Here is a 23,637-nt window from a genome sequence, read left to right on the forward strand (position 1 = left end):
CGCCACGACCGAGCGTTGATGGCCTCTTGATTGGCCTGCCCGCGAAGCCGTCCCGAAAAGACAGAACCCGAAGGGAGACGGCCGGACAAGGCTCGGGAAAGGAGAGGTTCATGGCCAAGGATTGGAACCCCGCGAGCTGGCGCAGCAAGGCGATCGAGCAGGTCCCGCTCTATCCCGACCCGAATGCCCTGGCGGAAACCGAGAAGCGCCTTGCCACCTTTCCCCCGCTTGTCTTTGCAGGCGAAGCGCGAAAGCTGAAGCGGGCCTTGGGCGAGGTGGCCGAAGGCCGCGCTTTCCTGCTTCAAGGCGGCGACTGCGCGGAAAGCTTCGCCGAGCATGGCGCGGACAATATCCGCGATTTCTTCCGTGCCTTCCTCCAGATGGCGGTCGTCCTGACCTTCGCGGCCTCGTCGCCGGTGGTGAAGGTCGGCCGCATCGCCGGCCAGTTCGCCAAGCCGCGTTCGTCGGGTTCGGAAACCAAGAACGGCGTGACGCTGCCGTCCTACCGGGGTGACATCATCAATGGCATCGAGTTCGAGGAAGCCTCGCGCATTCCGAACCCGGAACGCCAGGAGATGGCCTACCGGCAGTCGGCGGCGACGCTGAACCTGCTGCGCGCCTTCGCGCAGGGCGGGTACGCTAATCTCGACAATGTGCATCAGTGGATGCTCGGCTTCGTGTCCGGCTCGCCGCAGGCGGAGCGATACGGCGAGCTCGCGGATCGCATTTCCGAGACCATGGCCTTCATGCGCGCCATCGGCATCGATTCCGAGACGCATCCCTCGCTGCGTGAGACCGACTTCTTCACCAGCCACGAGGCGCTGCTGCTGGGCTACGAGCAGGCGCTGACGCGCGTCGATTCGACCAGCGGCGAGTGGTACGCGACATCGGGCCACATGATCTGGATCGGCGACCGCACGCGCCAGATCGACAACGCGCATGTCGAATATTGCCGTGGTATCCGCAATCCGCTCGGCCTGAAGTGCGGCCCGTCGCTGGCGCCGGACGATCTCCTGCGCCTGATCGACATTCTGAACCCGCAGAACGAGGCCGGCCGCCTCACGCTGATCGGGCGTTTCGGCCACGAGAAGGTCGGCGATCATCTGCCGGCGTTGATCCGCGCCGTGGAGCGGGAAGGGCGCAAGGTCGTTTGGTCCTGCGACCCGATGCACGGCAACACGATCACCGTGAACGACTACAAGACGCGCCCCTTCGACCGCATCCTGAAGGAGGTCGAGACCTTCTTCGAGGTTCATCGTGCGGAAGGCACCCATGCCGGCGGCATCCATGTCGAGATGACCGGCAAGGATGTCACGGAATGCACCGGCGGCGGCGCGCGTCCGGTTCTGGCCGAAGATCTGTCGGATCGCTACCACACGCATTGCGACCCGCGTCTCAACGCCGATCAGGCGCTCGAGCTGTCCTTCCTCGTGGCGGAGCGGATCAAGAAAGAGCACGAGACCCGCGCACCGAAGTCCGTCGTCAATTTCTGACCGGCTCGTCTCTCGAGTGGTTGAACGAAAAGGCCGGGTCGATCGACCCGGCCTTTTTCATGTCGGCTACAAGGGAATTAAAGGCCGTCAGCGGCGTGGGGCATCGCGATCGGACGAAACGGGGCGGGAGCCGACCTGCGCTTCCACGGGCTCCGTTCCTGCAGTTTCGTCGCGGTCCTTGCGAAGGCGCGAGAAGAGGCGATCCCGGATCACCGAGCCGCCCTGCTGCCATGCGAAGAACAGCATCAGCGCGAGGGCGAGGACGGCGAGGAAGATCATCATGCCGTGTTCCATCATTTCCAGATGCTGGAACACGGAGGTGATCGAATAGCCGAAGACATAGCCGATCGTCGTGAACAGGCCGGCCCAGATCGCCGCGCCGACGAAGTTCAGGATCATGAAGCGGGGAACGCTGATCGAGGATAGGCCGAGCGCGATCAGCCCCGGCATTCGCAGCCCGTAAATATAGCGGTTCACGATGACGAAATAGGCCTGATAGCGATCCACGAGGCGCAGCGCCTTGGTGAATTTCGGCTTGCGCTTCCAGCGCTTGACCCATTCGCTGTTGGAGAAATATCGCGAAAACAGGAACACCGCCAGATCGCCGCAGAAGGAGCCGATGAAGGCGAGGCTGCTCATGAGCCAGAGCGGATGCGTTCCGCGATAAGCGAGGAAGCCGCCGATAATGGCAAAGACTTCGCCTTCGAAGAACGTGCCGACGAACACGATGCCAAGACCGAAACGGTCGATCAGTGCAAGGATTTCGTACACGCGTGCTCCGGTGACTCGGCGACCCCGTGAGGTCATCCCACCCTATGTCGGGCGCGAGGGAGAATTTGCAAAGGCTAAGTTTGCCTCGGCCCTTTCCGTTCCCCATTCGGGGTTCGTCTGTTGCCCTAGAGTTTCGACCTGTCGATAAGCTGGATCAGGGAAAAGCTCTTCGCGGCGATGCCTATCTTTTGTGCCATGCGAACGTGCCATCTTCATGACTTCCATTCGAGAGACCGCGACGTGCCGATCGAATTTCCTCCACTGTCCGACATCGCAACCGCTTTTGTTTCTGTCGGTGCGCTGTTTTTCCTGCGCTTCATTCTGGCCGTACGTCGTCTGCGCGGCGAAAGCCGTCAGGCGGAGCCCTTCCTGGCCGCGATGGCGCATGTCCGGATCATGGGCAGTTTCGGCGCTGAGTATGAGCCGGAGCGCCGCCATGCCTTACGCCAGATCTACACCGGGGTCGTTTTTTGGGTCGTTGGGTTCGCGCTGCTCTTTTGGATCCTTATGGCACATCTCTTCGAGTTCACTCCGCCGATCGGCACAGGCGCCTGACAACCGCCCTTTTCATTGCGGGACAAGCGGCCATGCGCTATCGCCCGCCGCATGACCCACTCCGTCCGCTTCGCGCCCTCTCCAACGGGCTATCTCCATATCGGCAATCTGCGCCCCGCGCTGTTCAACTGGCTGTTTGCGCAGCGCGAGGGCGGGCGCTTTGTCTTGCGCTACGACGACACGGACACCGAACGCTCCAAGCGCGAATATGCCGACGCGATCCTGGAGGACATCCGTTGGATCGGCATTCAGCCCGACGAGATCGCTCGGCAGTCCGATCGCATCGCGCTCTATGATGCGGCGGCCGAGCGTCTGCGCGCCAAGGGCCTGCTCTATCCCTGCTTCGAGACGGCGGACGAGCTGGAGCGTCGGCGCAAGCGGCGCATGGCGCGGGGGCTGCCGCCGATCTACGGGCGCGAGGCCCTCGCCCTGACGGAGGTCGAGCGACAGGCGTTCGAAGCCGAAGGACGTCGGCCGCACTGGCGGTTCCGCCTTCCCAATTTCCGCGACGACCCGATGCAGCCGGAGCGCACGGAGGTTCATTGGGACGACGTGGTGCGCGGGCGGCAGACGGTGGATCTGGCCTCCTTGTCCGACCCGGTCCTGATCCGCGAGGACGGAACCTATCTCTACACGCTACCCTCCGTGGTGGACGACGGTGAAATGGGCATCACGCATGTGTTGCGCGGTGACGACCATGTGACCAACACGGGCGTTCAGATCGCGTTGTTCGAGGCGCTGGATTATAGGACGCCGGCTTTCGGCCATTTCAATCTCCTGACGACGATCGACGGCGAGGGCCTGTCCAAGCGCACCGGCGCTTTGTCGCTCAGCAGCCTGCGGGCGGACGGCTTCGAGCCCATGGCGGTGGCGTCGCTGGCGGTGCTGACAGGCTTGTCAGGCTCGATCGAGGCCCTGCCTTCGCTGGAAGCCCTCGGCGAGCGCTTGGACTTCGACGGCGTTTCGGCGTCGAGTTCGAAGTTCGATCCGGCGGAGCTGACGCGTCTCAACGCCGATCTCGTTCACGCCATGCCGGTGGAGGTCGTCGCCGAGCGGCTTCTGGAATGGGGCGTTCCCGACAGCGATCTCGCTCCGTTCTGGAGTGCCGTCAAGGGTAATCTTTCCAAGGTGCCGGATGCCCAGGAATGGGCTGCGATCGTCTATGGCGACGCGCGAGCGGACCAGGCTTTCAATGAAGAGGACACCGCCTTCCTGCGAACGGCGTTCGATCTTCTCCCCGCCGCGCCTTTCGACCGTTCGACGTGGAAGGCGTGGACCGACGCCATCAAGGCCGCGACAGATCGCAAAGGCAAAGGGCTGTTCATGCCGCTGCGCCTCGCGCTGACCGGCCTCGATCACGGACCGGAACTGGCGGAACTGCTACCGCTCATCGGCCGCGAGCGCGCCTTGCAGCGCCGGCCCTGAGGGCCGGCGCCAAATGCCTCGTGATGCCAGCCGCTAGCGGCTGGCGTCTCCCTGCTGCACGGCCTGGGCGACCGCGATCGCCGCCATGTTCACGATGCCGCGCGAGGTCACGGACGGCGTCAGGATGTGCGCCGGCGTCGCCGCACCGAGCAGGATCGGGCCGACGTGAAGCGCGTCGGTCATGACCTTCACGACATTCATCGAGATATTGGCCGCGTCGAGCGACGGGAAGAGCAGGAGGTTCGCGTCTCCCGTCAGCGTCGAGTTCGGCATCACGCGCTGACGCAGCGCCTGCGACAATGCGGCGTCGCCATGCATCTCGCCGTCGATCTCCAGATCGGGTGCGCGCTGATGAACCAGCGATAGCGCCTCGCGGAGCTTGATCGCGTCCGGGTAGTCGCTTGTGCCGAAATTGGAATGCGAGAGGAACGCGGCGCGCGGCGTGATGCCGAACCGCTTGACCTCCTTGGCCGCGAGACAGGCGATCTCGGCCAGTTCCTCGGCGTTCGGGTTTTCCTGCACATAGGTGTCGGCAAAGAACACCGTGCCATACTGAGACAGAAGAAGGCTGAGACCCGACAGACGCTTCACGCCCGGCGCGATGCCGATGACCTGCTTGATATCCCGGATATGTCGCGAGAAGCGCCCGCCGAGGCCGCAGAGCATGATGTCGGCGTCGCCGCGCGACACCGAGACCGCCGCGATTACCGTCGTGTTGGTGCGCACCAGCGCGCGCGCCGTGTCCGGGTTGACGCCGCGCCGGCCGACCTTCGAGAAATAATGATCGACATAGTCGCGGTAGCGCGGATCGTCCTCGGGGTTCACCACCTCGAAATCTTGCCCCTGACGGATGCGCAGGGCGAACCGCTCCAACCGGGTCTGAATCACGCTCGGACGGCCGACCAGAATCGGCTGGCAGATTTTCTCTTCCAGCATGACCTGGGCCGCGCGCAGCACGCGCTCGTCCTCGCCATCGGCGAAAATCACGCGCTTGCCGGAGTTGCGCGCGATCTGGAAGATCGGCTTCATGACGAGGCCGGAGCGGAACACGAAGCGGTTCAGCCGGTCGATATAGGCGTCCCAATCGGCGATCGGGCGCGAGGCGACGCCGGAGGCCTCGGCGGCCTTCGCGACGGCGGGGGCGATCTTGAGGATCAGGCGCGGGTCGAAGGGCGAGGGGATCAGATATTCCGCGCCGAAGACCGGCGTTTCCGAGCCATAGGCCTTGGCCGCAACTTCGGAAACTTCCTCGCGCGCCAGCGCCGCGATCGCGTCCACGGCCGCGATCTTCATCTCCTCGTTGATCGTGGTCGCGCCGCAATCCAGCGCGCCGCGGAAGATGAAGGGGAAGCAGAGGACGTTGTTGACCTGATTGGGGAAGTCCGACCGCCCCGTACAGATGATCGCGTCCGGGCGCACGGCGCGCGCGAGATCGGGCATGATCTCCGGCGTCGGATTGGCGAGCGCCATGATCAGCGGCCGGTCGGCCATCTTCTCCAGAAGCTCGGGCTTCAGAACGCCCGCCGCCGACAGGCCGAGGAAGATGTCCGCGCCCTCGATCACCTCGGCCAGGGTCTTGGCCGCTGTCTCCTTGGCATAGACCGCCATCCAGCGATCGATCCGGCCCTCGCGGCCGGTGGAGACGACACCGTCCTTGTCGGTGCAGATGATGTTCTCGACCTTGGCGCCGAGCGAAACCAGAAGGTTGAGGCAGGCGATGGCCGCCGCGCCCGCGCCCGAGGTGACGATCTTCACGTCCTCAATGCGCTTGTTGCCCAGAAGCAGCGCGTTGCGCACCGCTGCCGCTACGATAATGGCCGTGCCATGCTGATCGTCATGGAAAACGGGGATGCTCATGCGCGCACGCAGGCGCTCCTCGACCTCGAAGCACTCGGGCGCCTTGATGTCTTCCAGATTGATACCGCCGAAGGTCGGCTCCAGCGCCGCCACGACATCAACGATCCGGTCGATCTCCTGCGCGTCGATCTCGATATCGAACACGTCGATATCGGCGAATTTCTTGAAAAGGACGGCCTTGCCTTCCATCACCGGCTTGGAGGCGAGGGGGCCGATATTGCCGAGGCCCAGAACCGCCGTGCCGTTGGATACGACCGCGACCAGATTGGCGCGGCTCGTGTAATCGGCGGCGAGATTGGGGTCGTCCGCGATCGCGAGGCACGGCGCGGCAACGCCCGGCGAATAGGCGAGCGCCAGATCGCGCTGGTTGCCGACGGGTTTGGTGGCCTGGATCGCCAGTTTACCGGGCTTGGGATGGCGGTGGTAGAAGAGCGCCTGCTCGTTCAGGTCTGCGGCGGCTGCCTGCCGTTTGGTTTCGTCGGCGCTCGACATGCTCTCTCCATCGCTGCAATTCAGGGCGAACGCGATGATTTGGGAGCACGCGCGTCCACGTCCTTTAGCCTCTAAGCCAGATGCGCCCCGAAGGGCAATCGGCAAGACACGGGCCGACGCGCCGGCGCGGCGTCATACGCCTGCAACAGGCTTAGGGCAGTTTAACGATCGCGAGGCCGAAGAGCGAACGGGCGGGCAGGCAGATGGAACAATGGAATGCGACCCGCCATGTGCGAACCTTGTTCCTGTCGGACATTCATCTGGGGTCGAGGGCAGCGCAAGCCGATCTTCTGATCGATTTCCTGCGCTGCGTCGATGCCGAGAAAATCTATCTCGTCGGCGACATCGTGGATGGATGGCGCCTGAAGCGCACGTGGCACTGGCCCCAGTCGCATAATGACGTGGTGCAGAAGCTCCTGCGCAAGGCGCGCAAGGGCACCGAGATCATCTATATTCCCGGCAATCACGACGATTTCCTGCGCGATTTCGTGGGAACACATTTCGGCGGCATCGAAGTCCGGCTGAATGACGTCCACACGACGGCCAATGGTCAGCGCCTTCTTGTGATGCATGGCGACGAGTTCGACGTGGTGGTGCGCCATGCCAAGCTCATCGCCCATCTCGGCGACTGGGCCTATGATATGGCGATCGCCATCAATGTCGCGCTGAACTGGACGCGCCGACGCCTTGGCTTCGGCTACTGGTCCTTCTCGTCCTGGGCCAAGGGCCGCGTGAAGCGCGCCGTGAACTTCATCGGCGCGTTCGAGGAGGCGCTGTCGGGCGAAGCCAAGCGGCAGGATTGCGAAGGCGTGATCTGCGGCCATATTCACCATCCCAAGATCGAAACCCTCGGCGACATGCTCTATGTCAACACAGGCGACTGGGTGGAAAGCTGCTCGGCCATCGTGGAGCGCCATGATGGAACGCTGGAACTGGTGCATTGGACAGCCTTCGAGCGCGTGGATGAGACGAGCGATCCTCGGCTCGGCCTGCGCTTCCTGAAGCCGCGCGAGCGTTTGCCGGAAGCGGCCGAATAAGGACGCTGGCCGCATCTCCAGGATGAAGGGTTTGTCGGGCCGGGCTCGGTTTGATAGGCGGATGGTCCAACCGCCGCGAGCCTCGTTCATGACATCTGATCTTTCGGTGCCGGCCGCAACGCGGCGCATGTTCGACCGGCGGATGTCCTTCGTCTTTGCCGGCAATTTCGTAACGCTCGGTATCTTCTTCCCCTTTTTCCCAGTCTGGCTTGGGCACAAGGGGTTGGATGGCGACGAGATCGGTTTGATTCTCGCGCTTCAGATCGGGCTGCGCGTTCTCGTCTGCCCGCCTGTTCTGCGTCAGGCCGATCGCTCCCGGGATCGAGCCCATCTGCTGATCGCAGCGGCTTTCGCAAGCCTTGTAGCCTCGCTGCCCTTCTTCCAGGTCGAGGGATGGAGTTCTATTCTTCTGGCGACATTGGTTCTGGCGGCGGTGTGGTGCCCGGCCATTCCGCTGACCGATGCCATCGCGCTGTCGGGGGTGCGGCGGCTGGGGTCGGATTACGGGCGCTCGCGCCTTTGGGGTTCGATCAGCTTTATCGCCGCCAATATCGCTGGGGGTGTTCTGATCGGCTGGCTCGGCGTCGGTCGGTTTCCTCTCGTGCTTTGCCTGGCATTTCTGACGGCGGCTCTGGTGACGCTGGCCGCGCCGCGCTTGGGGCAGCCTCTCAAAGCCTCGCCTCTGCCACTCGCGCCACCGCAGGAGCCTTGGACGCCCTCGCCATCCCTTATTCAGCGCCTGCGGCGGCTTGGCCCCGCGCCGGATATGAAGAGGCTTCTGCCGACACTCATCGGCATCGCGCTGATTCAAGCAAGCCACGCGCTTCTGAATGGTTTTGCGTCGCTCCAATGGGCGAAGCTCGGCTATGGCGCGGTCGAGATCGGTGTGTTCTGGGCGATCGGCGTGGTGGCCGAGGTCATGCTGTTTCGCTTGGCGGCCCAACCGCTTCGTCGCTTCGGCATCAAAGCCGTGCTGCTGGCGTCCGCGCTGGTGGCCGCCGCGCGTTGGACTCTCTTCACGCATGATCTCGGTTTGGTCGGCTTCGCACTTCTCCAGACCGCCCATGCGATGACCTTTGCCGCCGCGCATGTCTGCCTGCAAATGCTGATCGGCTCGTCGGTCGCGGAAAACCGCTTCGGCGCGGCGCAAGGGTTGAGCTTCGCGCTCCAGACGACGCTCATGGCCGCCGCTACGTTCGGCGGCGGCGTTCTTTATCAACAAGGCGGCGCAGAGGCCTTCTATGCGATGGCGGCCATGGCACTGGCCGCTTTCGTCATTATCGCCTTGTCGCCTCAGCCCCAAAGCGCGGGTGAGGGCGGGAAGACCCGCGAGCCGTCATAGCGCAACCCATTCGGCCGGTCTTCGCGCAGCAGCAAGGGGCCGTCGAGATCGACCAGTTCCGCCCCTTGCGCCAGAAGGAGCGCCGGCGCCATGGCGAGCGACGAGCCGACCATGCAGCCGACCATGACCCCGAACCCGAGGCGCCTCGCTTCCTCCAGGAAGATCAAGCCCTCCGTCAAGCCCCCGGTCTTGTCGAGCTTGAGGTTCACGTAATCGTAGCGGCCGATCAGCGTGTGAAGGTCGCCGCTTCCATGCACGGATTCATCGGCGCAGATCGGGACGGGATGCGGGGTTCGAGCCAGGATGTCGTCCTGCCCCGCGGGAAGCGGCTGCTCCACGACGAAAGCGCCGATCGACGCCGCGACGAGCAGATGGGTTTTGAAATTGTCGCCGGTCCAGCCCTCGTTCGCATCGATGATCAGGCGCGCGCCAGGCGCGGCGTCGCGCACTGCGCGCATCCGGTCCGCATCCTCCGCGCCCCGCCCGACCTTGACCTTCAGCACGCTGCGATGGGCCACGGCGCGGGTTGCCGCCGCCATCTCGTCCGGAGATCCGAGCGAGATCGTGTAGGCGGTGTCGACCGGATTTAGACCGGGCAGCCCGGCCAGTGTGGACGCGGACGTGCCGGATGTCTTGGCCTCGAGGTCCCAAAGCGCGCAGTCCACGGCGTTGCGCGCCGCGCCAGGCGGCATGATCTTCGCCAACTCCTCCCGAGTCAGCCCGTCTTCGAGGGGGGTGCGCAAGGACTCGATGGCCTCGACGACGCCGTCCACGGTTTCGCCATAGCGCGCATAGGGAACGCACTCGCCCCGGCCGATCGCATCGCCTTTCGCGATCGAGCAGGTAACGACCACGGCTTCGGTCTTGGCCCCGCGCGCGATCGTAAATTGTTTGGCCAGCGAAAAAACGTCCACTGTGACCGAAAGACGACTCGTCATTTTTATCCCTTAACCGATCTTAACATCACTATTCGGCGTCACAGGCGGACGCTACGTGTGCAATGCAGGATGTGGAAGAGCCGCGTATCGGGCTGTCCATCGCCAACAGAGGCTGTAACTCTCGGAATGCTCAACAAACCCAAGTCCGACGAGGGACGCGGCCGCGGGGAAGCCGAGGCCTCTCCCCCTTCCATCGAAGCCGAAAAGAGCCAGAAGGGCATCGTGCTCAAGCTGGCCGGCGACTGGCTGTCCCGCACGATCGGCTCCGTCGAGGAGAAGATCACCGAGACCAGCAAGGCCGATCTCGGCAAGTCTCTCGTCGTGGATTGCAGCGGTATCGGCCGCATGGATACATCGGGCGCGTTCCTGATCGAGCGTCTGGCCCGTCAGATGGGCGAGAAGGGCCGCAAGGTCGAGTTTCGCGGCGCGGACAAGGACAAGACGCTGTTCGAAGCCGTTCGAAAGGCTTTGGACGTCAAGCGCACACCACCGCAGGCGCCCAAGCGCACCAGCCTGACGGACGTCTTCGCCAAGATCGGCGAAGGCGTCTTCGCCATGGGGCGCGAAGTGACGAGCGGCCTCAACATCGTCGGCGCCGCGCTCTACGGCGCGGGTCGGCGCATGACGGGCCAGACGCAGATCCGGCCCGCCGCGATCGTCAATCAGATGGATCGCATGGGCGTTCGCGCGGTGCCGATCATCGCCCTCATGAGCTTCCTGATCGGCGCGGTTATCGCGCAGCAAGGCGCGTTTCAGCTTCGCAATTTCGGCGCGGAAATCTTCGTCGTCGATCTCGTCGGCATTCTCCAGCTGCGCGAGATCGGCGTTCTCCTGACCGCCATCATGATCGCGGGCCGCTCGGGCAGCGCGATCACGGCCGAAATCGGTTCGATGAAGATGCGCGAGGAGGTGGACGCGCTGCATGTCATCGGGCTCAATCCGATTGGCGTTCTGATCTTCCCGCGCCTCGTCGCGCTGGTGATCGTTCTTCCGCTTCTGGCCTTTATCGCCGATCTGGCCGGACTTCTGGGCGCCATCGTCGTCACCTGGGTGTATTCCGGCATCACGCCGGACGCCTTCCTCATGCGCTTGCGCGGCGCCATCGATGTCGGCACCGTGTTCGCCGGCCTCATCAAGGCTCCGTTCATGGCCATCGTCATCGGCATCATGGCGTCCATGGAGGGCATGAAGGTCGGCGGCAGCGCCGAAAGCCTCGGCCGCCACGTCACCGCATCGGTGGTCAAATCCATCTTCCTTGTCATCCTGATGGATGCTGTTTTCGCGATTTTCTATGCCGCCATCGGATACTGACAAACATCGCAAGACCGATCACGACGTGATTATCCGTGCCACGGATGTGACCGTTCGCTTCGGTTCGAAAACCATTCTGGACGGGCTCTCGCTGGATGTTCGGCGCGGCGAAATCCTCGGCTTCGTCGGCGCGTCCGGCACGGGCAAATCCGTGCTGCTGCGCACGATCCTCGGTCTCAACCCCAAGCAGGGCGGAAAGATCGAAGTCTTCGGCGTCGATTACGACCGGGCGAGCGACGCCGAGCGGCTCACCGTCGAGCAGCGCTGGGGTGTTCTGTTTCAGCAAGGCGCTCTGTTCTCGTCCTTGACGGTGCTGGAGAACATCCAGGTTCCCATGCGGGAATATCTCGATATCTCACCGCAACTGATGGAAGAGCTCGCCCGGCTCAAGATCGATCTTGTCGGCCTTGCGCCCGATGCGGCGGAAAAATACCCGTCCGAATTGTCGGGCGGCATGATCAAGCGCGCCGCTCTCGCGCGAGCGCTCGCGCTCGATCCCGACATTGTCTTTCTGGACGAGCCGACATCGGGCCTTGATCCGATCGGCGCAGCCGATTTCGACGAATTGATCATGACGCTGCGCGATACGCTCGGCCTCACCGTTTACATGGTGACGCACGACCTCGACAGTCTATTTATGGCGTGCGATCGAATCGCGGTGCTCGGGCAGAAGAAGGTCCTCGTCGAAGGGCCGCTCCAGACCATGCTCGAGAACGACGACCCTTGGGTTCGATCCTATTTCCACGGCAAGCGCGCCCGGACTGTGGTGCCGAAAGACGAAAATCCGCACTACGCGGTGAAGGACAGTGATGGAAAATAGAGCGAATTACGTCCTTGTCGGCATTTTCACGGTCGTCGTTCTCGCCCTGAGCTTCGGCTTTGTTTACTGGTCGGCCAATGTGTCGGACAAGGACCAGCGCACGACGCTGCTCATCCGCATCGAAGGCTCTGTCTCCGGCCTCAGCCAAGGCAGCCAGGTTCTCTTCAACGGCTTGAACGTCGGCTCGGTGCAGGGCCTCAAGATCGACCCCAACAATCCGCGCGTCGTGATCGCCACGACGCAGGTCGATCGCACGACCCCGATCACCACATCGACAACCGCGACCATCGGTTTCCAGGGCCTGACCGGCATCGGCTTCATCGGCCTGACGGGCGGCAATGTTAACGATCGCAACATTCTCCAGTCCGCGATCGAGCAGGGCACGACGCCCGTTATCCGCGCCAATCCGTCCGACGTGACGGACATTCTGGCCACGGCACGAGACATTGCTGATCGCGCCAACAATATTCTCGGCGAGTTCGAGTCGATCGTTCAGGCCGTTGGTCCGTCGGTGCGCACAACGGCCGAGAATGTCGCGCAGACCTCCACCAATGTTCGCACCTTCACCGATAGTCTGGCTGCCAATGCCAACCAGATCGATGACTTTCTGGGCAGCTTGGCTCGATTGTCCACGAGCGCCAACAATGTCGCCGAGCGTCTGCCGCCCCTGATCGACAGCGTCGGCAATTTCGTCTCAGCGCTCAATGTCGGGGCGGTGAACGACTCCATCCAGAACATTGCCGCCATCACGCAGAGCGTTCGCGGACAGACGGACAATTTCGTCACAGCCCTCGATTCCATCGGCGAGACGGCGCGAAGCCTCGGCTCTGTCGGCGAGGTCATCCGCCAGAACACACCGAGCCTGAACGCCTTCCTCGGACGGCTCGATCCGATCAGCGCAACGGCGGACCGCGTCGCGACGAAGCTGGACACGACGTTGGGCGACGTGAATCGACTCACCGCCGCTGTCAATGCCGACGAAGTTCGCTCCGTGGTGGACAATGTTTCCGGCTTCGCCGCCGCGCTGAATGGACAGTCGAGCCGGATCGGAACGGTGGTGGCTGCCACCGATACGGTGCTCGCAACGCTGAACAACGCTCTCACCGGCGTGAACGGGACACGGGCACGCGTCGATAACCTCCTCGCCGGGATCCGCGCCGACGACATTTCGCGCGCCGTCAACAATGTCTCGTCGGCTACGACGAACATCGCCAGCGCGGCCGACTCTGTCCGCGCCGTGGCGGACGATATCGGGAACCGCCGCGAAGACATCAACGCCATCATCGGCAATGCCCGTGACACGAGCGCCAATCTGAAGGTGGCGTCGGCGCAGGTTCAGACCGTGATCAACTCGGTCAACAATCTCGTCAACAGCCCGGACGGGCAGGGCTTGACGGCCGAGGCGCGCGATACCCTGCGCACCATTCGCCAGACGGCGCAGACCATCCAGGCGGCGGTCGGCCCGATCTCGTCCAACCTCGACAGCTTCACGGGCCAGGGCCTCCAGGAAGTGCGCAATCTCGTTCGCGAGACGACGCGCGCCGTGTCGCGGATCGAGCAGGCGATCACCAACTTGTCCGCCAATCCGAGCCGTATCCTGTTCGGCGGTGATGGTGCCGGTGACATCCGACAGTTCGATGGGCGCACTCGCCGCTGATGTCTCAAGCGTCGTCGACTGCATCTTGCAGTCGACGGCTCCTATTCCATGCGGCTCCGCCGCCCCTCTCTCCATGTATCGAGGACGAAGGATGGCCCGTCAGCCCTCTCTCCAGATTGTTTCGGTTTCGTTGCTGGCTATGCTGCTTTCGGGCTGCGCGTCGCTGAAGGAACCGCCTGCCACGTTCGAACTGTCGGCGCCGCCCCCGGCCGCGACGCGAAATGCAGCGACGCGCGCGCAGATTCTCATCCCCGAGCCCACGGCCGCCAAGTCCCTCGACAGCCAGCAGATTGTGGTTCGTCCGACGCCCCAGACCATCGAGACCCTCGCCGCCAGCCAGTGGAGCGATCGTCTCCCGCGCCTCGTCCAGCTGCGCCTGCTTCAGGCTTTCCAGAATACGGGCCGCGTCGGCGCGGTCGGCGTTCCCGGCCAGGGCCTCGCCATCGACTATCAGATCGTCACGGAGCTCCGGCGCTTCGAGGTAACGGTGGACGGCGGGTCGATGGCCGTGGTCGAGATCGCCGTGAAGGCCTTGAACGACAAGACCGGCGTGGTCCGCGCCACCCGAATTTTCCGTGGCACGGCACCGCTCGCTGGCACGGGCAACGCGGCCTATGTCGCGGCGCTCGACAAGGCGTTCGGGGAAGTCGCGGACGAGATCGTCGGCTGGACGCTGAAGCTGATCTGATCCAGCGCCTCACGAAGTTATGCTTCGAAAGCCCGCCTCGTCTGGCGGGCTTTTTTGTTGCCGCGAGTCCGGGCGCTATACTGCAGCGCCAGCGCTTCTTCGCGAGTGCAAGATGGTGTGGACCCGAAGGCGTATCGACGACGCGCGAGAGACGTCGGACTTCGTGGGTTTTCGTGTCGGCTTCCGGATGGTGGCCTTGGCGCTTCGCCCTGGAGGTGACACCCCTGTCCGTGCGACGATTGCCGAACAAAGACGCGACTTTGCTTTTGGATCGTTCGCGCGCTGCGCCCGGATCAATCCTCGCCGAACCCCATTCGACCTCCCGCACACGTTCAGCCAAACGAAAACGGGCGGCCCCAAGGGACCGCCCGTTTGATTTGGAGAGGGGGACTTGTCTTATTCGAAGCGGCCGGAGGCGTGAGCCAGCATCGTGTAGACCTTGCCGGTATCCGATGTCAGGTAGTTCTTGCTCTTCGAATTATCCGGATCGTTCCGAGACGCTTCCTGCAGAAGCATTTCGAAGTCGCCGATGTAGCGATCGACCGCGTGCTTGAAGCTCGCATCGCGCTGATACTTGCGACGGATCTCGTCGAATGTCTGCTGACCCTTCATCGTGTAGAGCCGACGCGTGAAGACGTTTCGCTCGCCACTGCGATAGCGATCCCAAAGTTCAACCGACACATTGTGGTCGATGGCGCGGGCGATATCGACCGACAGCGAGTTGAGCGAATCCACGACATGGGCCTGCGAGCGCTCGGCGCGGGCTGGAGCTTCTGCCGGAACCACAGGCGTCGTTGCTTGCGCTTCGGCCGAAGCGTCAGTGTCGTCATCCTGCGAGGCGCGGCGCAGAAGATCGGACACCCAACCCCCTTGGCGATCGCTGTCCGACGCCGGGGTCTCAGTCGCAGCTTCGGGCTGAGCCGCCGGACGCAGCGGGGAGAGATCGGAGCGCGGCGTGACGGGTGCCGGTGTCGCCGCGCGGATTTCGACCGATCCACGCGTATCGCGAGCGAGGTTGCCGTCGGTGACGAACCCTCCGGCCATGCGGGTCTCGATCTCGTTCCGGCGAGCCGCTTCGGCCCGCTGCTGCACAGCCGGGGCCGGACGAACAGCTACGTCGGACGAACGGGAGCTGAGCGTGGCCGAGCGCGAGGCACCGGCATCAGGCGTGCGCACGTCGAGGGAGCGACCCGACTGGGTCACGATATCCGTCAGCTCGCGCAGGGCACGGATCTGGTCGGACACGGCGCGGCGCATGGCGCGGGTGCTTTCCTTGGTTTCCTCGGGGAGTTCGAAGACGCCCTTGCGGATTTCGGTGCGCGCCCCTTCCAGTTCGCGGCGGATGTCCGCTGCGGCCCGGTGCATGTCGCTCGTCGCGCTGCCGAAGCGCTGCGTTGCCTCTTCGACCACGCCACGGATCGTCTCCCGAACCTGCTCTGCGGCAGCGGTGGACCGACGCTCGGTCTCCTCGAGATGGCGACCGGCTTCTTCCAGCGTGCTGGTGAGTTCGCCGCTGATCGTCTCCACCACGGTGTGCGAGCGACGCTCGGCTTCCGCAAAGAGCCGATCCACCACGCCCTCGAAGGACAGAAGCATCTTGCCGACATCGTCGGAGCGCGTGGCAAGGCCGCTGGCCAGCGCTTCGAGGCCTTCGCGGCGCCCTTCCAGCGTTTCCTGCAGGTTCGACTGCGTGGCGTCGAGTAGCGCCGCAGCCTCGGTCAGCATCTTCTCGTGCTCGCCGAGCTTCTCGCCGAGCGTCGACAGACGCTCCAGAGCCTGCGCGGTCGTGTCGTCCATGCGAACGACATTGTGCTCGAGACGCTCGGACGACGCGGCGATCTCGCTGCCGACGCGATCCGCCTCGTCGCGGAACCGAGCGCCGGTTTCGCTGAGCGCCGATTCGGCCCGGCCAAGATTCTGCGCTGCATTGTCGAGGAGATGCCGCAGAGCGGAGTTGCCGCTTTCGAGACGCTCCGCCAGCGAACCGATGTCGCGGCCGAGAAGCTCGCGAGCGTCGGAGATGGAGGAGGTGAGGGAGCCGGAACGATCGTCCAGCGCCGCCAGAAGACCCGACGAGGATACGCCGAGATGTTCGACGGTCTCTTCGGCGCGGCGAACGAAATCCGCCACGATGGCATCGTTCTCGCTCCGCAGACGATCCGCCACATGGCGAGCCGCCTGTTCCAGAGCCTCGACGGCGCGCGAACCGGTGTCTGACAGGCGATCCACGATCGGCCGTGTTTCCGTGTCGATGAGACGCGCGATTTCGGCATTGCGGCTGGCGAGGAGGTCGGCCAGATCGCGGGTGCGCTGGCTCATCGCCTCGCCCACCGCGTCGGCGCGTTCCACGAGATGGCTCTCGGTGGCGGCAACGCGCTGCGACAGTTCTTGGCCGAACGCGCCGGTGGATTCGGCGATCTGCTCGCGGATGCGATCGGCTTCCACACGGATGGCCGTGGCGACACCCGACAGGCGCTGCGTGATCTCCGATCCCTCCGCCATGAGGTTTTCGCGGGCCAGTTGCGCGTCGCGAAGGATCTGACCGGCCATGCCCGTCGCATCCTCGCGCATGGTGCCGGACACCGAGGCCAATTCGCTGCGGATACCCGAGGCGGCCGCTTCGATTTCGGCGCGCAAGGCTGCGGCCGAGGCGCTCAGATCGTCGCGAACACCCTCCGTCGTCCCGTCGATGACCTGCGACAGCTGCACCGACAGGCCCGAAAGCTCTGCGGCAAAGCGCGTCGCGCGCTCGTCCAGGGAGGAGGAGGACCGATCCGTTTCGCCGCGAATTTGCGCGGTTGCGTCCTGGACCCGAAGGGCGAAAGCTTCCGCATCGCCGCTGAGGCGATTGCGGGCGGCTTCCGCCTGCTCGCTCATCGACAGGGCGACGGCATCCAGCTCTTCGGAGAGGCGCAGGGCATCGGCGGCCAGACGCTCGCGCGTCTCGCCAGCACCTGCCTGGAGACGTTCCGTCGCCGCAGACACTTCTTCCACGATCCGACGCGCCTGCTCGGCGACCTCGTCGCGTAGACGGTCGGTTTCGCCACGCAGCGTGGTGGCGACTGTGCCGACCTGCTCCGCAATGCGACCAGCGTCTTCAAGAAGGAGACGACGCGACGACTCGCCGGTTTCGTGAAGATGTCCGCTGGCGTTCTGGAACTCGGCTACGATCGCCGCCGCCTGTCCGGCGACTTCGCGCCGAACGAGATCGGAACTCTCGCGGATCTGGATTGCGGCAGCCGCCACCTCCTCGCGGATCTGGCCGGCATCGGCGGCGAACTGCTCGCGGGTCTGATTGCCCACGATCCGCAGCTTGTCGGCCGCGCCTTCGAAATCGCCGGACAGCGCGATCGCCTGATTGGCGACGACCTGACGAGCCGCTTCAGCATCCTGACGCAGACGCTCGGCCATATCCTCGAGACCGCCGGCGAAGTCGTTGGCCACCAGCGCCAGGCGCTCGCGGGCCGCTTCGGCCTCGGCGCGCATTGCAAGGGACGCGCCGCTGATCTGCGTGCTGAAGCTCGTGCCCTCGACGGCGAGGCTCTCGCGAACCTCTTCGGCTTCCGTGCGCATCCGGGTCGCGACATCGGCCACCGTGCGGCCGAGCGTTTCGGCTTCTTCGGCAAAGCGCTGACGCGCGTCCTCGCTCAACTGGCGGATCGTCTCGGCCGTGGCCGCGATGCCTTCCGCCACGCGATTCCCTTCGCCGGACAGCTCGGTGCGGGCCATGGCCGACACGTCCTGTACCGACTGGGTGACGAGGCGAATGCGATCCTCGAACTTGCCGACCTCTTCGACGAACTTTGCCTGTGCCTCTTCCGAGGATGTGCGGAAGACGTTGCCCAACTCGCCGATGACGAGCGCGATCTTCTGCGTTTCGGACTGGAGGCCGAGGCGAGCGCGATCAGCTTCCTCGCCCATATTCGTGGTGGCGGCGACGATCGTATCGCGCAGCGTGTCGGCAATCAGCGTCGCACGACCCGAAAGGGTGCGCTCCACATTGGCCAAGCCACGTTCCAGGGTCGAGGTCATCGATTCCGTGCGCTCGTCCACCGCCAGCGCCAAGGTGACGACACCGGCTTCGAGAGCCGCGACGATTTCCTCGCGCTTGGTTTCGAGCGAGCGCGTCACGTTGCTCGTGCTCTGCTCCATGACGCGGCGAACATCGTCCGCGCGGTCGCCCAAGGTGGCGGCGAGCGAACTTGCGACGTCTTCGATCGCGGAGGTCAGATTCTCGCGGCGCTCGTCCATCGCGGCGGCCAGCTGGCCGTCGGACTCAAGCAAAGCCTCACGCAGTGCGCCGATACGTTGGTCGAGCGTGCGCGCGATCGCGGCGTTGCCCTTGTCGAGCTCCTCTCCGAAGCTCGCCGTGCGTGCGTCGAGATCGGTGAGCAGGGAGGACTGAGAGGCATCGGCCAGTTCGCGCATGGCGATGACGCGGTCGTCCAACCCGTCCAGCAGCGCCAGACGCGCGGTTTCCACGCTTTCGCGCAACTGGGTTCCACGACCTTCCAGACCTTCCAGAAGCGAGGAGAGGGCGGTCTCGACAGCGGAAAGGATGGTGCGTGCGCTCTGATCAGCTTCCTGCGAGAAGGCGCCGCTGCGCGATTCCAGGCTTCCGACGAGGCTGTCGCGCGAGGTGTCGATGAGGTTGCGCAACTCGTCCACGCGGGTCGAGAGATCGGCGGCAATGCGCTCCACCGACCCTTCGAACACGGCCTCGACGCCCGATGTCTGCAGCTCCAGGCGCGTCAGGAACTCCTGGCGACGGTCTTCCCCCGAGGTCAGAACGGATTCCAGACGACCGATCACATCTTCGCTGACGCGCGAGGTGTAAAGGTTGAGCGACTCGGTCAGGCGCTCGCCACTGTCGCGCATGAAGGCCTCGCTGGCGGCGAGGCGATCGGACAGGCTGGTGGAAAGGAGATTGGTGCGCTCATCGATCTCCGACAGGAGGCGGCCGGAATGATCCGACATGACGCTGCTGAAAGTCTGCGAACGGGCGTCCAGAGCGCTGTCGATCTGACGGGAATGGTCGTCCAGCACGACGTTGATCGCGTCGCGCTTCTCGGCCAGCAGGGCATTGATGCGGGTGAGGCGATCGTCGAGATCCGAACTCAGGAGGTTCCGGCCGTCCTCGATCAAACGCTGAACCTTGTCGGCATGCGTGTCGAGCGACTGGCGAAGCTCGCCCGTCTTGCCGTCGAGACCCGCCACGAGGCGTTCATCCGCGCCTTCCAGTGCTCCTTCGATGCGCGTCACGCTCGCCTCGACCGCCTGCGTGATGGCGAGGCTCTTTTCATCCAGCGTCGCGGCCAGCGACTGCTGCGCGAAGGAGAGGGACGTGTCGATGTCGGCCGCGCGATCGCTCAGAACCGAACCGAGCGTTCCGATACGCTGCTCGAACGTGGTGTGAAGCTCATTCGCCTTGGACTGGAACACGGCATCGACATGCGCCACCGCCTCGTTGGCGGTCTGCGAGATCGTCGCCTGACCGCTGGAGAAGGCACGGCCGATTTCGCCCGTGCGCTCGGACAGAACGCTGGCGAATTCGCCGGTGCGTTCGCGCAGCGCTTCGGCGATGCGATCGGCCGAGCGGTCGATGGCCGCAGCGCGGGTTTCGATCGCAGTGACGAGAGCCGAGCCCTTGCCGGACAGAGCCTCCTCGAGTTGGGCCAGACGCTCGTCGAAGCGACCCAGGACCTCGGCGTTGCGCTCGTTGAGCAGAGCCGTTGCGCGCTCGATCCGAGCGTCGAACCCTTCGTCCATCAGGCCGACGACGCGCTGCGCCTCCGTCGACAGGCGTTCGGCGCGCTGGTCGAGCTGGCCGGTGAGCGAGCCAACCAGGGCCTCGCTGTCGGCGCGCATACGGGCCGAGCGGGCGTCGATCGTATCGGCGATGACCTTGTCGAACTCCACCCCTTGGGTCGAGAGCGTCTCGGCCCGTTCGGCGAGGACCCGCAGAACCGACTCGTTGGACTCGTTCAGGCGGGCGTTCGTCTGCTCGTTGACTTCGGACACATGCCGCAGAAGCTCGGCGGAACGGGCTTTCAATGCCTCCATCTGTTCGGCAAGGGAGCGGGCGATCTCGTCGGCGGTCTGGCGAAGCTGGCCGGTCGTGCTGTCGGCGGTCTGGCTGATACGCTCCACCACGGCTTGGCTGTTGCCGAGAAGGGCACTGTCGACCTCGCGGCTGCGCTCGTCGAACAGCGCCATCAAGGCACGGCTGCGCTCGTCATAGGCGCGCGAGAGTTCGGCGCTACGCTCGTCCAGAAGCGCGTTCAGGCGGGCGGAGGCCTCTTCCACCTGCGAGAGGATACGACCGGACACGCCGTCGACATCGCCCACGAGACGGTCATGTGAGCCGACAATGGAACTGCGTAGATTCTCGGCATGAGAGAGCATGGCTTCGCGCTCTGCGCCGAGATCGGCGACGAGCGAGCGAATCTTGACCTCATTGTCGGCGTAGGCGCGCTCCAGCGAGGAGACCTCTGCGTTGACGAGGGTTTCGAGTTCGCTCATGCGGGCCAGGGCGCGCTCGACCCCCTCGCCGAGGACGGAGACTTCGCGGCGCACGGCCTGGCCGACCGTGGTGACACGATCCGAGGCGAGGCTTTCCGGCTCGGCCAGGCGCAGCGCGACCTCGGCCAACCCTCGGCTCATGAGACGCAGATCCTGCGAGCGACGCATCATGACCGAGAAGCCCATGATCATGAGCGGGGGCAGGACAACGGCGGCCGCAAGCGGTGCCAGCAGCGGAACGATATTGGAAGCGAGGCCAGACTCGCTGGCAAGGAACGAGTAGGAGGCGGAGGCCGACAGGGCCGCCCAGGCAGCCGCGACGACGCCGCCGATCACGACCGGCTTGTTGGACGAGCGACGGCTCAGAAGAGCGTCCGCCATGACGGCAGCCGAGCGCTGCTCGTCATTGGCGACATCACCCTTAAAGGACCGGGAACCGCGCACCGGATCCGCCAAAGGCGCGGCGGCGGAATGGCGCGGGTCGGCCTTCTGGGACGGCGCGCGGGAGCGACGCTCCGAACGGATGCGCGAGCTTTCGTCCGCTGCGGCCAGAACGGTGGCCGAAGGCTTGTCGTCCTCGTTGCTCGCCAATTCGGGCTGGGTCGCGTTCTGAGAGGCTGCCCCGATCTGCACCACGGGCGCCTTGGCCAGCGGCGCGTCAGCTTGGCTCAAGGTGTCGAGCGGTAGAAAGTCGGTGTCTTCGAAACGGAACTCGTCCAGACTCGGGGTTGCGTTATGGGGCGCACCGAGATTGGCTTCGTCGCGCAAGGCCTTCGTGGCTTCCTCGACCGTGCGGTCGAAATCGCTCAGCGCGAATTCGATCGACATGTCGTCGGCGCGAAGCGTCTGCTTCTCGACATGGCCTGCCGCCTTGCCGGAAAGACTGGTCGTCTCTGCTTCCGGCTTGAGAAAGTCCTCGTCCTGGAGGGCGGCCTCCAGTTCGTTCACGGCTTCCTCGGAAAGCTGTTCGGCCGTCTTAATCTTCGACATCGTGCGCCGCGCCTCGATACTCGTTACATTGGGCTCGATGCATCAGGCCGACCATGCAATGCATGTCCCGACGCCGTTGGCTTCGAACCTCGCCACCCTGCCGCCCGCGAATCCACGCAAACGAAGGGCATATCCCTAACGTCTAAGGTAAATACGGGAGCGTCGGAAGGAAACTGCAAAATCGGGAGAAGGCGACAAGTTTAAACATTTGGTTAACGTTCCGCCCGTCCCTGTTGCCGTCTCGCGTCTTCGTCAGCATTCGGAATAACCCATTTCGCCGCTCGAAGGGCGACAATGACGAAGCGGACCTCACCTCACCATTCAAAACTTCCGTAGAATTTAACTTTCCCCTGCTTTTTGGATGGGCCTCGGACCAACACGGATCGTCGGTGGACTGTGCCAGCATCCCCTCAAGAACCGGCTATATTTACTTTCTCAGCCTTGCTGCACTGCTGCGACGGCGATGAGGTCCTGGCTCGCGACGTCGCCGCGCTGATGTGCATCGAGATCGATCGGGCACGTCGGACCTTGGAGGACGCGGATTGCGACGCCCGGCAGCGATGCGCGCACGCGATCAAAGGCGCTGCGCTGAACTGCGGTGCCATCAGTCTCGCCTGCAAGGCGGCTCGTCTGGAGGAGGTGCCGCACGATCGCGTCCGGATTCGTGAGATGATGGAGGAACTCGCGCTCGTCGATCGTGAGCTGCGGGTTCTGGAGGGCGGCGTTGAATCGTGAGGTTGACCTCATCCACGCCTCGGTCTACCCGACAGGCATGACCGCCATCGTCTTCATCGCCCATGACGGCACGCGCTATGACATCGACGCTCCCAATGGGTCGAGCGTGATGGAAAATGCCGTGCGTAACGATATTCCCGGCATCGATGCCGATTGCGGCGGGGCCTGTGCCTGCGCGACTTGCCACGTCTATGTGGACGAAGCTTATGTGGCGCGACTTCCCGAGATGCAGGCCATGGAAGAAGACATGCTGGACTTCGCCGTGGATGTTCGAGCGAACTCGCGGCTGTCCTGCCAAATCCGTATCCATCCCGAACTGGATGGGCTGACGGTGCGTGTGCCCGAGCGCCAGCCCTGAGGCGCCCTATCTCGACGCGACCCGATGAAGCTGTTGGTTGATCTTGCGCTCCAGTCTCGCGTCGATACGCTTGGACTCAGCGGCATCGAAAGCGAGTTGCTCGTCGTCGTGCTGCTTGAGAAGCGTTCGGGTTTCTGAATTGACGAGAGCCTCCATGCGGGCGCAACTGGGCTGCGGTTTGAGCGAGCGGATCGTGGCCTCCATCCGCTTCAGCCAGGATTTGGCGATGCGCGAGTGCTCCGCCTCATGAGTGGCGATGTCGCCGCGCAGGATTTTCCAGAGGATCTGCGTCTCTCTCGAGCCGTTCTTCGGCCCGCTCCAGCGCGGCAGGGTCGTGTGCAGGTCGAGGCGAACCTCGGCGTGGGCTATGCCGCAGCCCCCGGTCGTCGGCTTGTAGGTGGCATTGGCTTTGAAGGCCACGTCCGTCGAGCCCGCGTGGCGCTCGCCTTGGCCGAGGTCCGGGCCTTTCATGCCGAGTTCGCGATACAGATCATCGAAGCTTTTGCCTCGAACCATGAAGAAGGTCGTCCGCTCCCGAATCTCCCCCGATATGGCATGAGTGGCCGGCAGGATGGCGCCGACGGTCAGGCACAGGGCGAGAATTCGTTTCATGCGTCGCTCCCACAGGCTTGAAACATTCCACCCC

General features: G+C 64.3%; 16 protein-coding genes. 11 read left to right on the forward strand and 5 right to left on the reverse strand.

Features of this window, described 5'->3' with window-relative positions; genetic code table 11:
- Positions 1 to 110: 110 nt before the first annotated feature.
- A complete protein-coding gene (locus NS365_RS07070) occupies positions 111 to 1,493 on the forward strand; it encodes a class II 3-deoxy-7-phosphoheptulonate synthase (protein WP_058599578.1) in 1,383 nt (460 codons plus the stop codon).
- Positions 1,494 to 1,580: 87 nt separating this feature from the next.
- Here the strand turns inward: NS365_RS07070 and NS365_RS07075 are convergent, their stop codons facing one another.
- The gene (locus tag NS365_RS07075; RefSeq protein ID WP_058599579.1) at positions 1,581 to 2,264 is read right to left on the reverse strand and encodes a DedA family protein; all 684 of its coding nucleotides are present in this window, start codon (positions 2,262 to 2,264) and stop codon (positions 1,581 to 1,583) included.
- 240 nt (positions 2,265 to 2,504) lie between these two features.
- Between NS365_RS07075 and NS365_RS07080 the strand changes: the two genes are divergently transcribed.
- Together NS365_RS07080 and gltX are read left to right on the forward strand one after the other, a co-directional pair.
- Complete coding sequence (locus tag NS365_RS07080; RefSeq protein ID WP_153003686.1) at positions 2,505 to 2,819, forward strand: hypothetical protein; 315 nt, start codon at positions 2,505 to 2,507, stop codon at positions 2,817 to 2,819.
- A 51-nt stretch (positions 2,820 to 2,870) separates the two neighbouring features.
- Entirely contained in the window at positions 2,871 to 4,244 is a 1,374-nt protein-coding gene (gltX, locus tag NS365_RS07085) for a glutamate--tRNA ligase (protein ID WP_058599581.1), read from the forward strand.
- Between the two features lie 33 nt (positions 4,245 to 4,277).
- On the opposite strand, the gene NS365_RS07090 is transcribed toward gltX, so the two are convergent.
- Entirely contained in the window at positions 4,278 to 6,593 is a 2,316-nt protein-coding gene (locus NS365_RS07090; protein WP_058599582.1) for an NADP-dependent malic enzyme, read from the reverse strand.
- A 203-nt stretch (positions 6,594 to 6,796) separates the two neighbouring features.
- On the opposite strand from NS365_RS07090, the gene NS365_RS07095 reads away from it, so the two are divergent.
- Together NS365_RS07095 and NS365_RS07100 are read left to right on the forward strand one after the other, a co-directional pair.
- Complete coding sequence (locus NS365_RS07095; protein ID WP_058599583.1) at positions 6,797 to 7,630, forward strand: UDP-2,3-diacylglucosamine diphosphatase; 834 nt, start codon at positions 6,797 to 6,799, stop codon at positions 7,628 to 7,630.
- Between the two features lie 88 nt (positions 7,631 to 7,718).
- A complete protein-coding gene (locus tag NS365_RS07100; protein WP_193753407.1) occupies positions 7,719 to 8,972 on the forward strand; it encodes an MFS transporter in 1,254 nt (417 codons plus the stop codon).
- Here the strand turns inward: NS365_RS07100 and dgcA are convergent.
- The gene (gene dgcA / locus NS365_RS07105) at positions 8,924 to 9,910 is read right to left on the reverse strand and encodes an N-acetyl-D-Glu racemase DgcA (RefSeq protein ID WP_058599585.1); all 987 of its coding nucleotides are present in this window, start codon (positions 9,908 to 9,910) and stop codon (positions 8,924 to 8,926) included. The genes NS365_RS07100 and dgcA overlap by 49 nt on opposite strands.
- Before the next feature lie 126 nt (positions 9,911 to 10,036).
- On the opposite strand from dgcA, the gene NS365_RS07110 reads away from it, so the two are divergent.
- From NS365_RS07110 to NS365_RS07125, 4 genes are all read left to right on the forward strand, one after another.
- The gene (locus NS365_RS07110; RefSeq protein WP_058599586.1) at positions 10,037 to 11,221 is read left to right on the forward strand and encodes an ABC transporter permease; all 1,185 of its coding nucleotides are present in this window, start codon (positions 10,037 to 10,039) and stop codon (positions 11,219 to 11,221) included.
- Positions 11,202 to 12,041 (forward strand): ABC transporter ATP-binding protein, encoded by an 840-nt coding sequence (locus NS365_RS07115; protein ID WP_058599587.1) that lies wholly within the window; start codon positions 11,202 to 11,204, stop codon positions 12,039 to 12,041. Before NS365_RS07110 ends, NS365_RS07115 begins: the two co-directional genes overlap by 20 nt.
- Positions 12,031 to 13,698 carry an MlaD family protein gene (locus tag NS365_RS07120; RefSeq protein WP_058599588.1) on the forward strand — a complete coding sequence of 556 codons (1,668 nt, stop codon included), beginning with the start codon at positions 12,031 to 12,033 and terminating at the stop codon, positions 13,696 to 13,698. The genes NS365_RS07115 and NS365_RS07120 overlap by 11 nt, the downstream gene beginning before the upstream one ends.
- A 91-nt stretch (positions 13,699 to 13,789) precedes the next feature.
- Positions 13,790 to 14,386 carry an ABC-type transport auxiliary lipoprotein family protein gene (locus NS365_RS07125; RefSeq protein WP_058599589.1) on the forward strand — a complete coding sequence of 199 codons (597 nt, stop codon included), beginning with the start codon at positions 13,790 to 13,792 and terminating at the stop codon, positions 14,384 to 14,386.
- Positions 14,387 to 14,782: 396 nt separating this feature from the next.
- On the opposite strand, the gene NS365_RS07130 is transcribed toward NS365_RS07125, so the two are convergent.
- Positions 14,783 to 21,898 carry a hypothetical protein gene (locus tag NS365_RS07130; RefSeq protein WP_058599590.1) on the reverse strand — a complete coding sequence of 2,372 codons (7,116 nt, stop codon included), beginning with the start codon at positions 21,896 to 21,898 and terminating at the stop codon, positions 14,783 to 14,785.
- A gap of 495 nt (positions 21,899 to 22,393) precedes the next feature.
- On the opposite strand from NS365_RS07130, the gene NS365_RS07135 reads away from it, so the two are divergent.
- A complete protein-coding gene (locus tag NS365_RS07135) occupies positions 22,394 to 22,633 on the forward strand; it encodes an Hpt domain-containing protein (RefSeq protein ID WP_153003687.1) in 240 nt (79 codons plus the stop codon).
- 37 nt (positions 22,634 to 22,670) lie between these two features.
- Positions 22,671 to 22,991, forward strand: coding sequence for a 2Fe-2S iron-sulfur cluster-binding protein (locus tag NS365_RS07140; RefSeq protein WP_058599592.1), 321 nt, complete (start codon positions 22,671 to 22,673; stop codon positions 22,989 to 22,991).
- A 6-nt stretch (positions 22,992 to 22,997) separates the two neighbouring features.
- On the opposite strand, the gene NS365_RS07145 is transcribed toward NS365_RS07140, so the two are convergent.
- The gene (locus NS365_RS07145) at positions 22,998 to 23,603 is read right to left on the reverse strand and encodes a DUF922 domain-containing protein (RefSeq protein ID WP_058599593.1); all 606 of its coding nucleotides are present in this window, start codon (positions 23,601 to 23,603) and stop codon (positions 22,998 to 23,000) included.
- Positions 23,604 to 23,637: the final 34 nt, after the last annotated feature.

The organism is Aureimonas ureilytica, from assembly GCF_001475935.1.
Taxonomy (GTDB): Bacteria; Pseudomonadota; Alphaproteobacteria; order Rhizobiales; family Rhizobiaceae; genus Aureimonas; species Aureimonas ureilytica_A.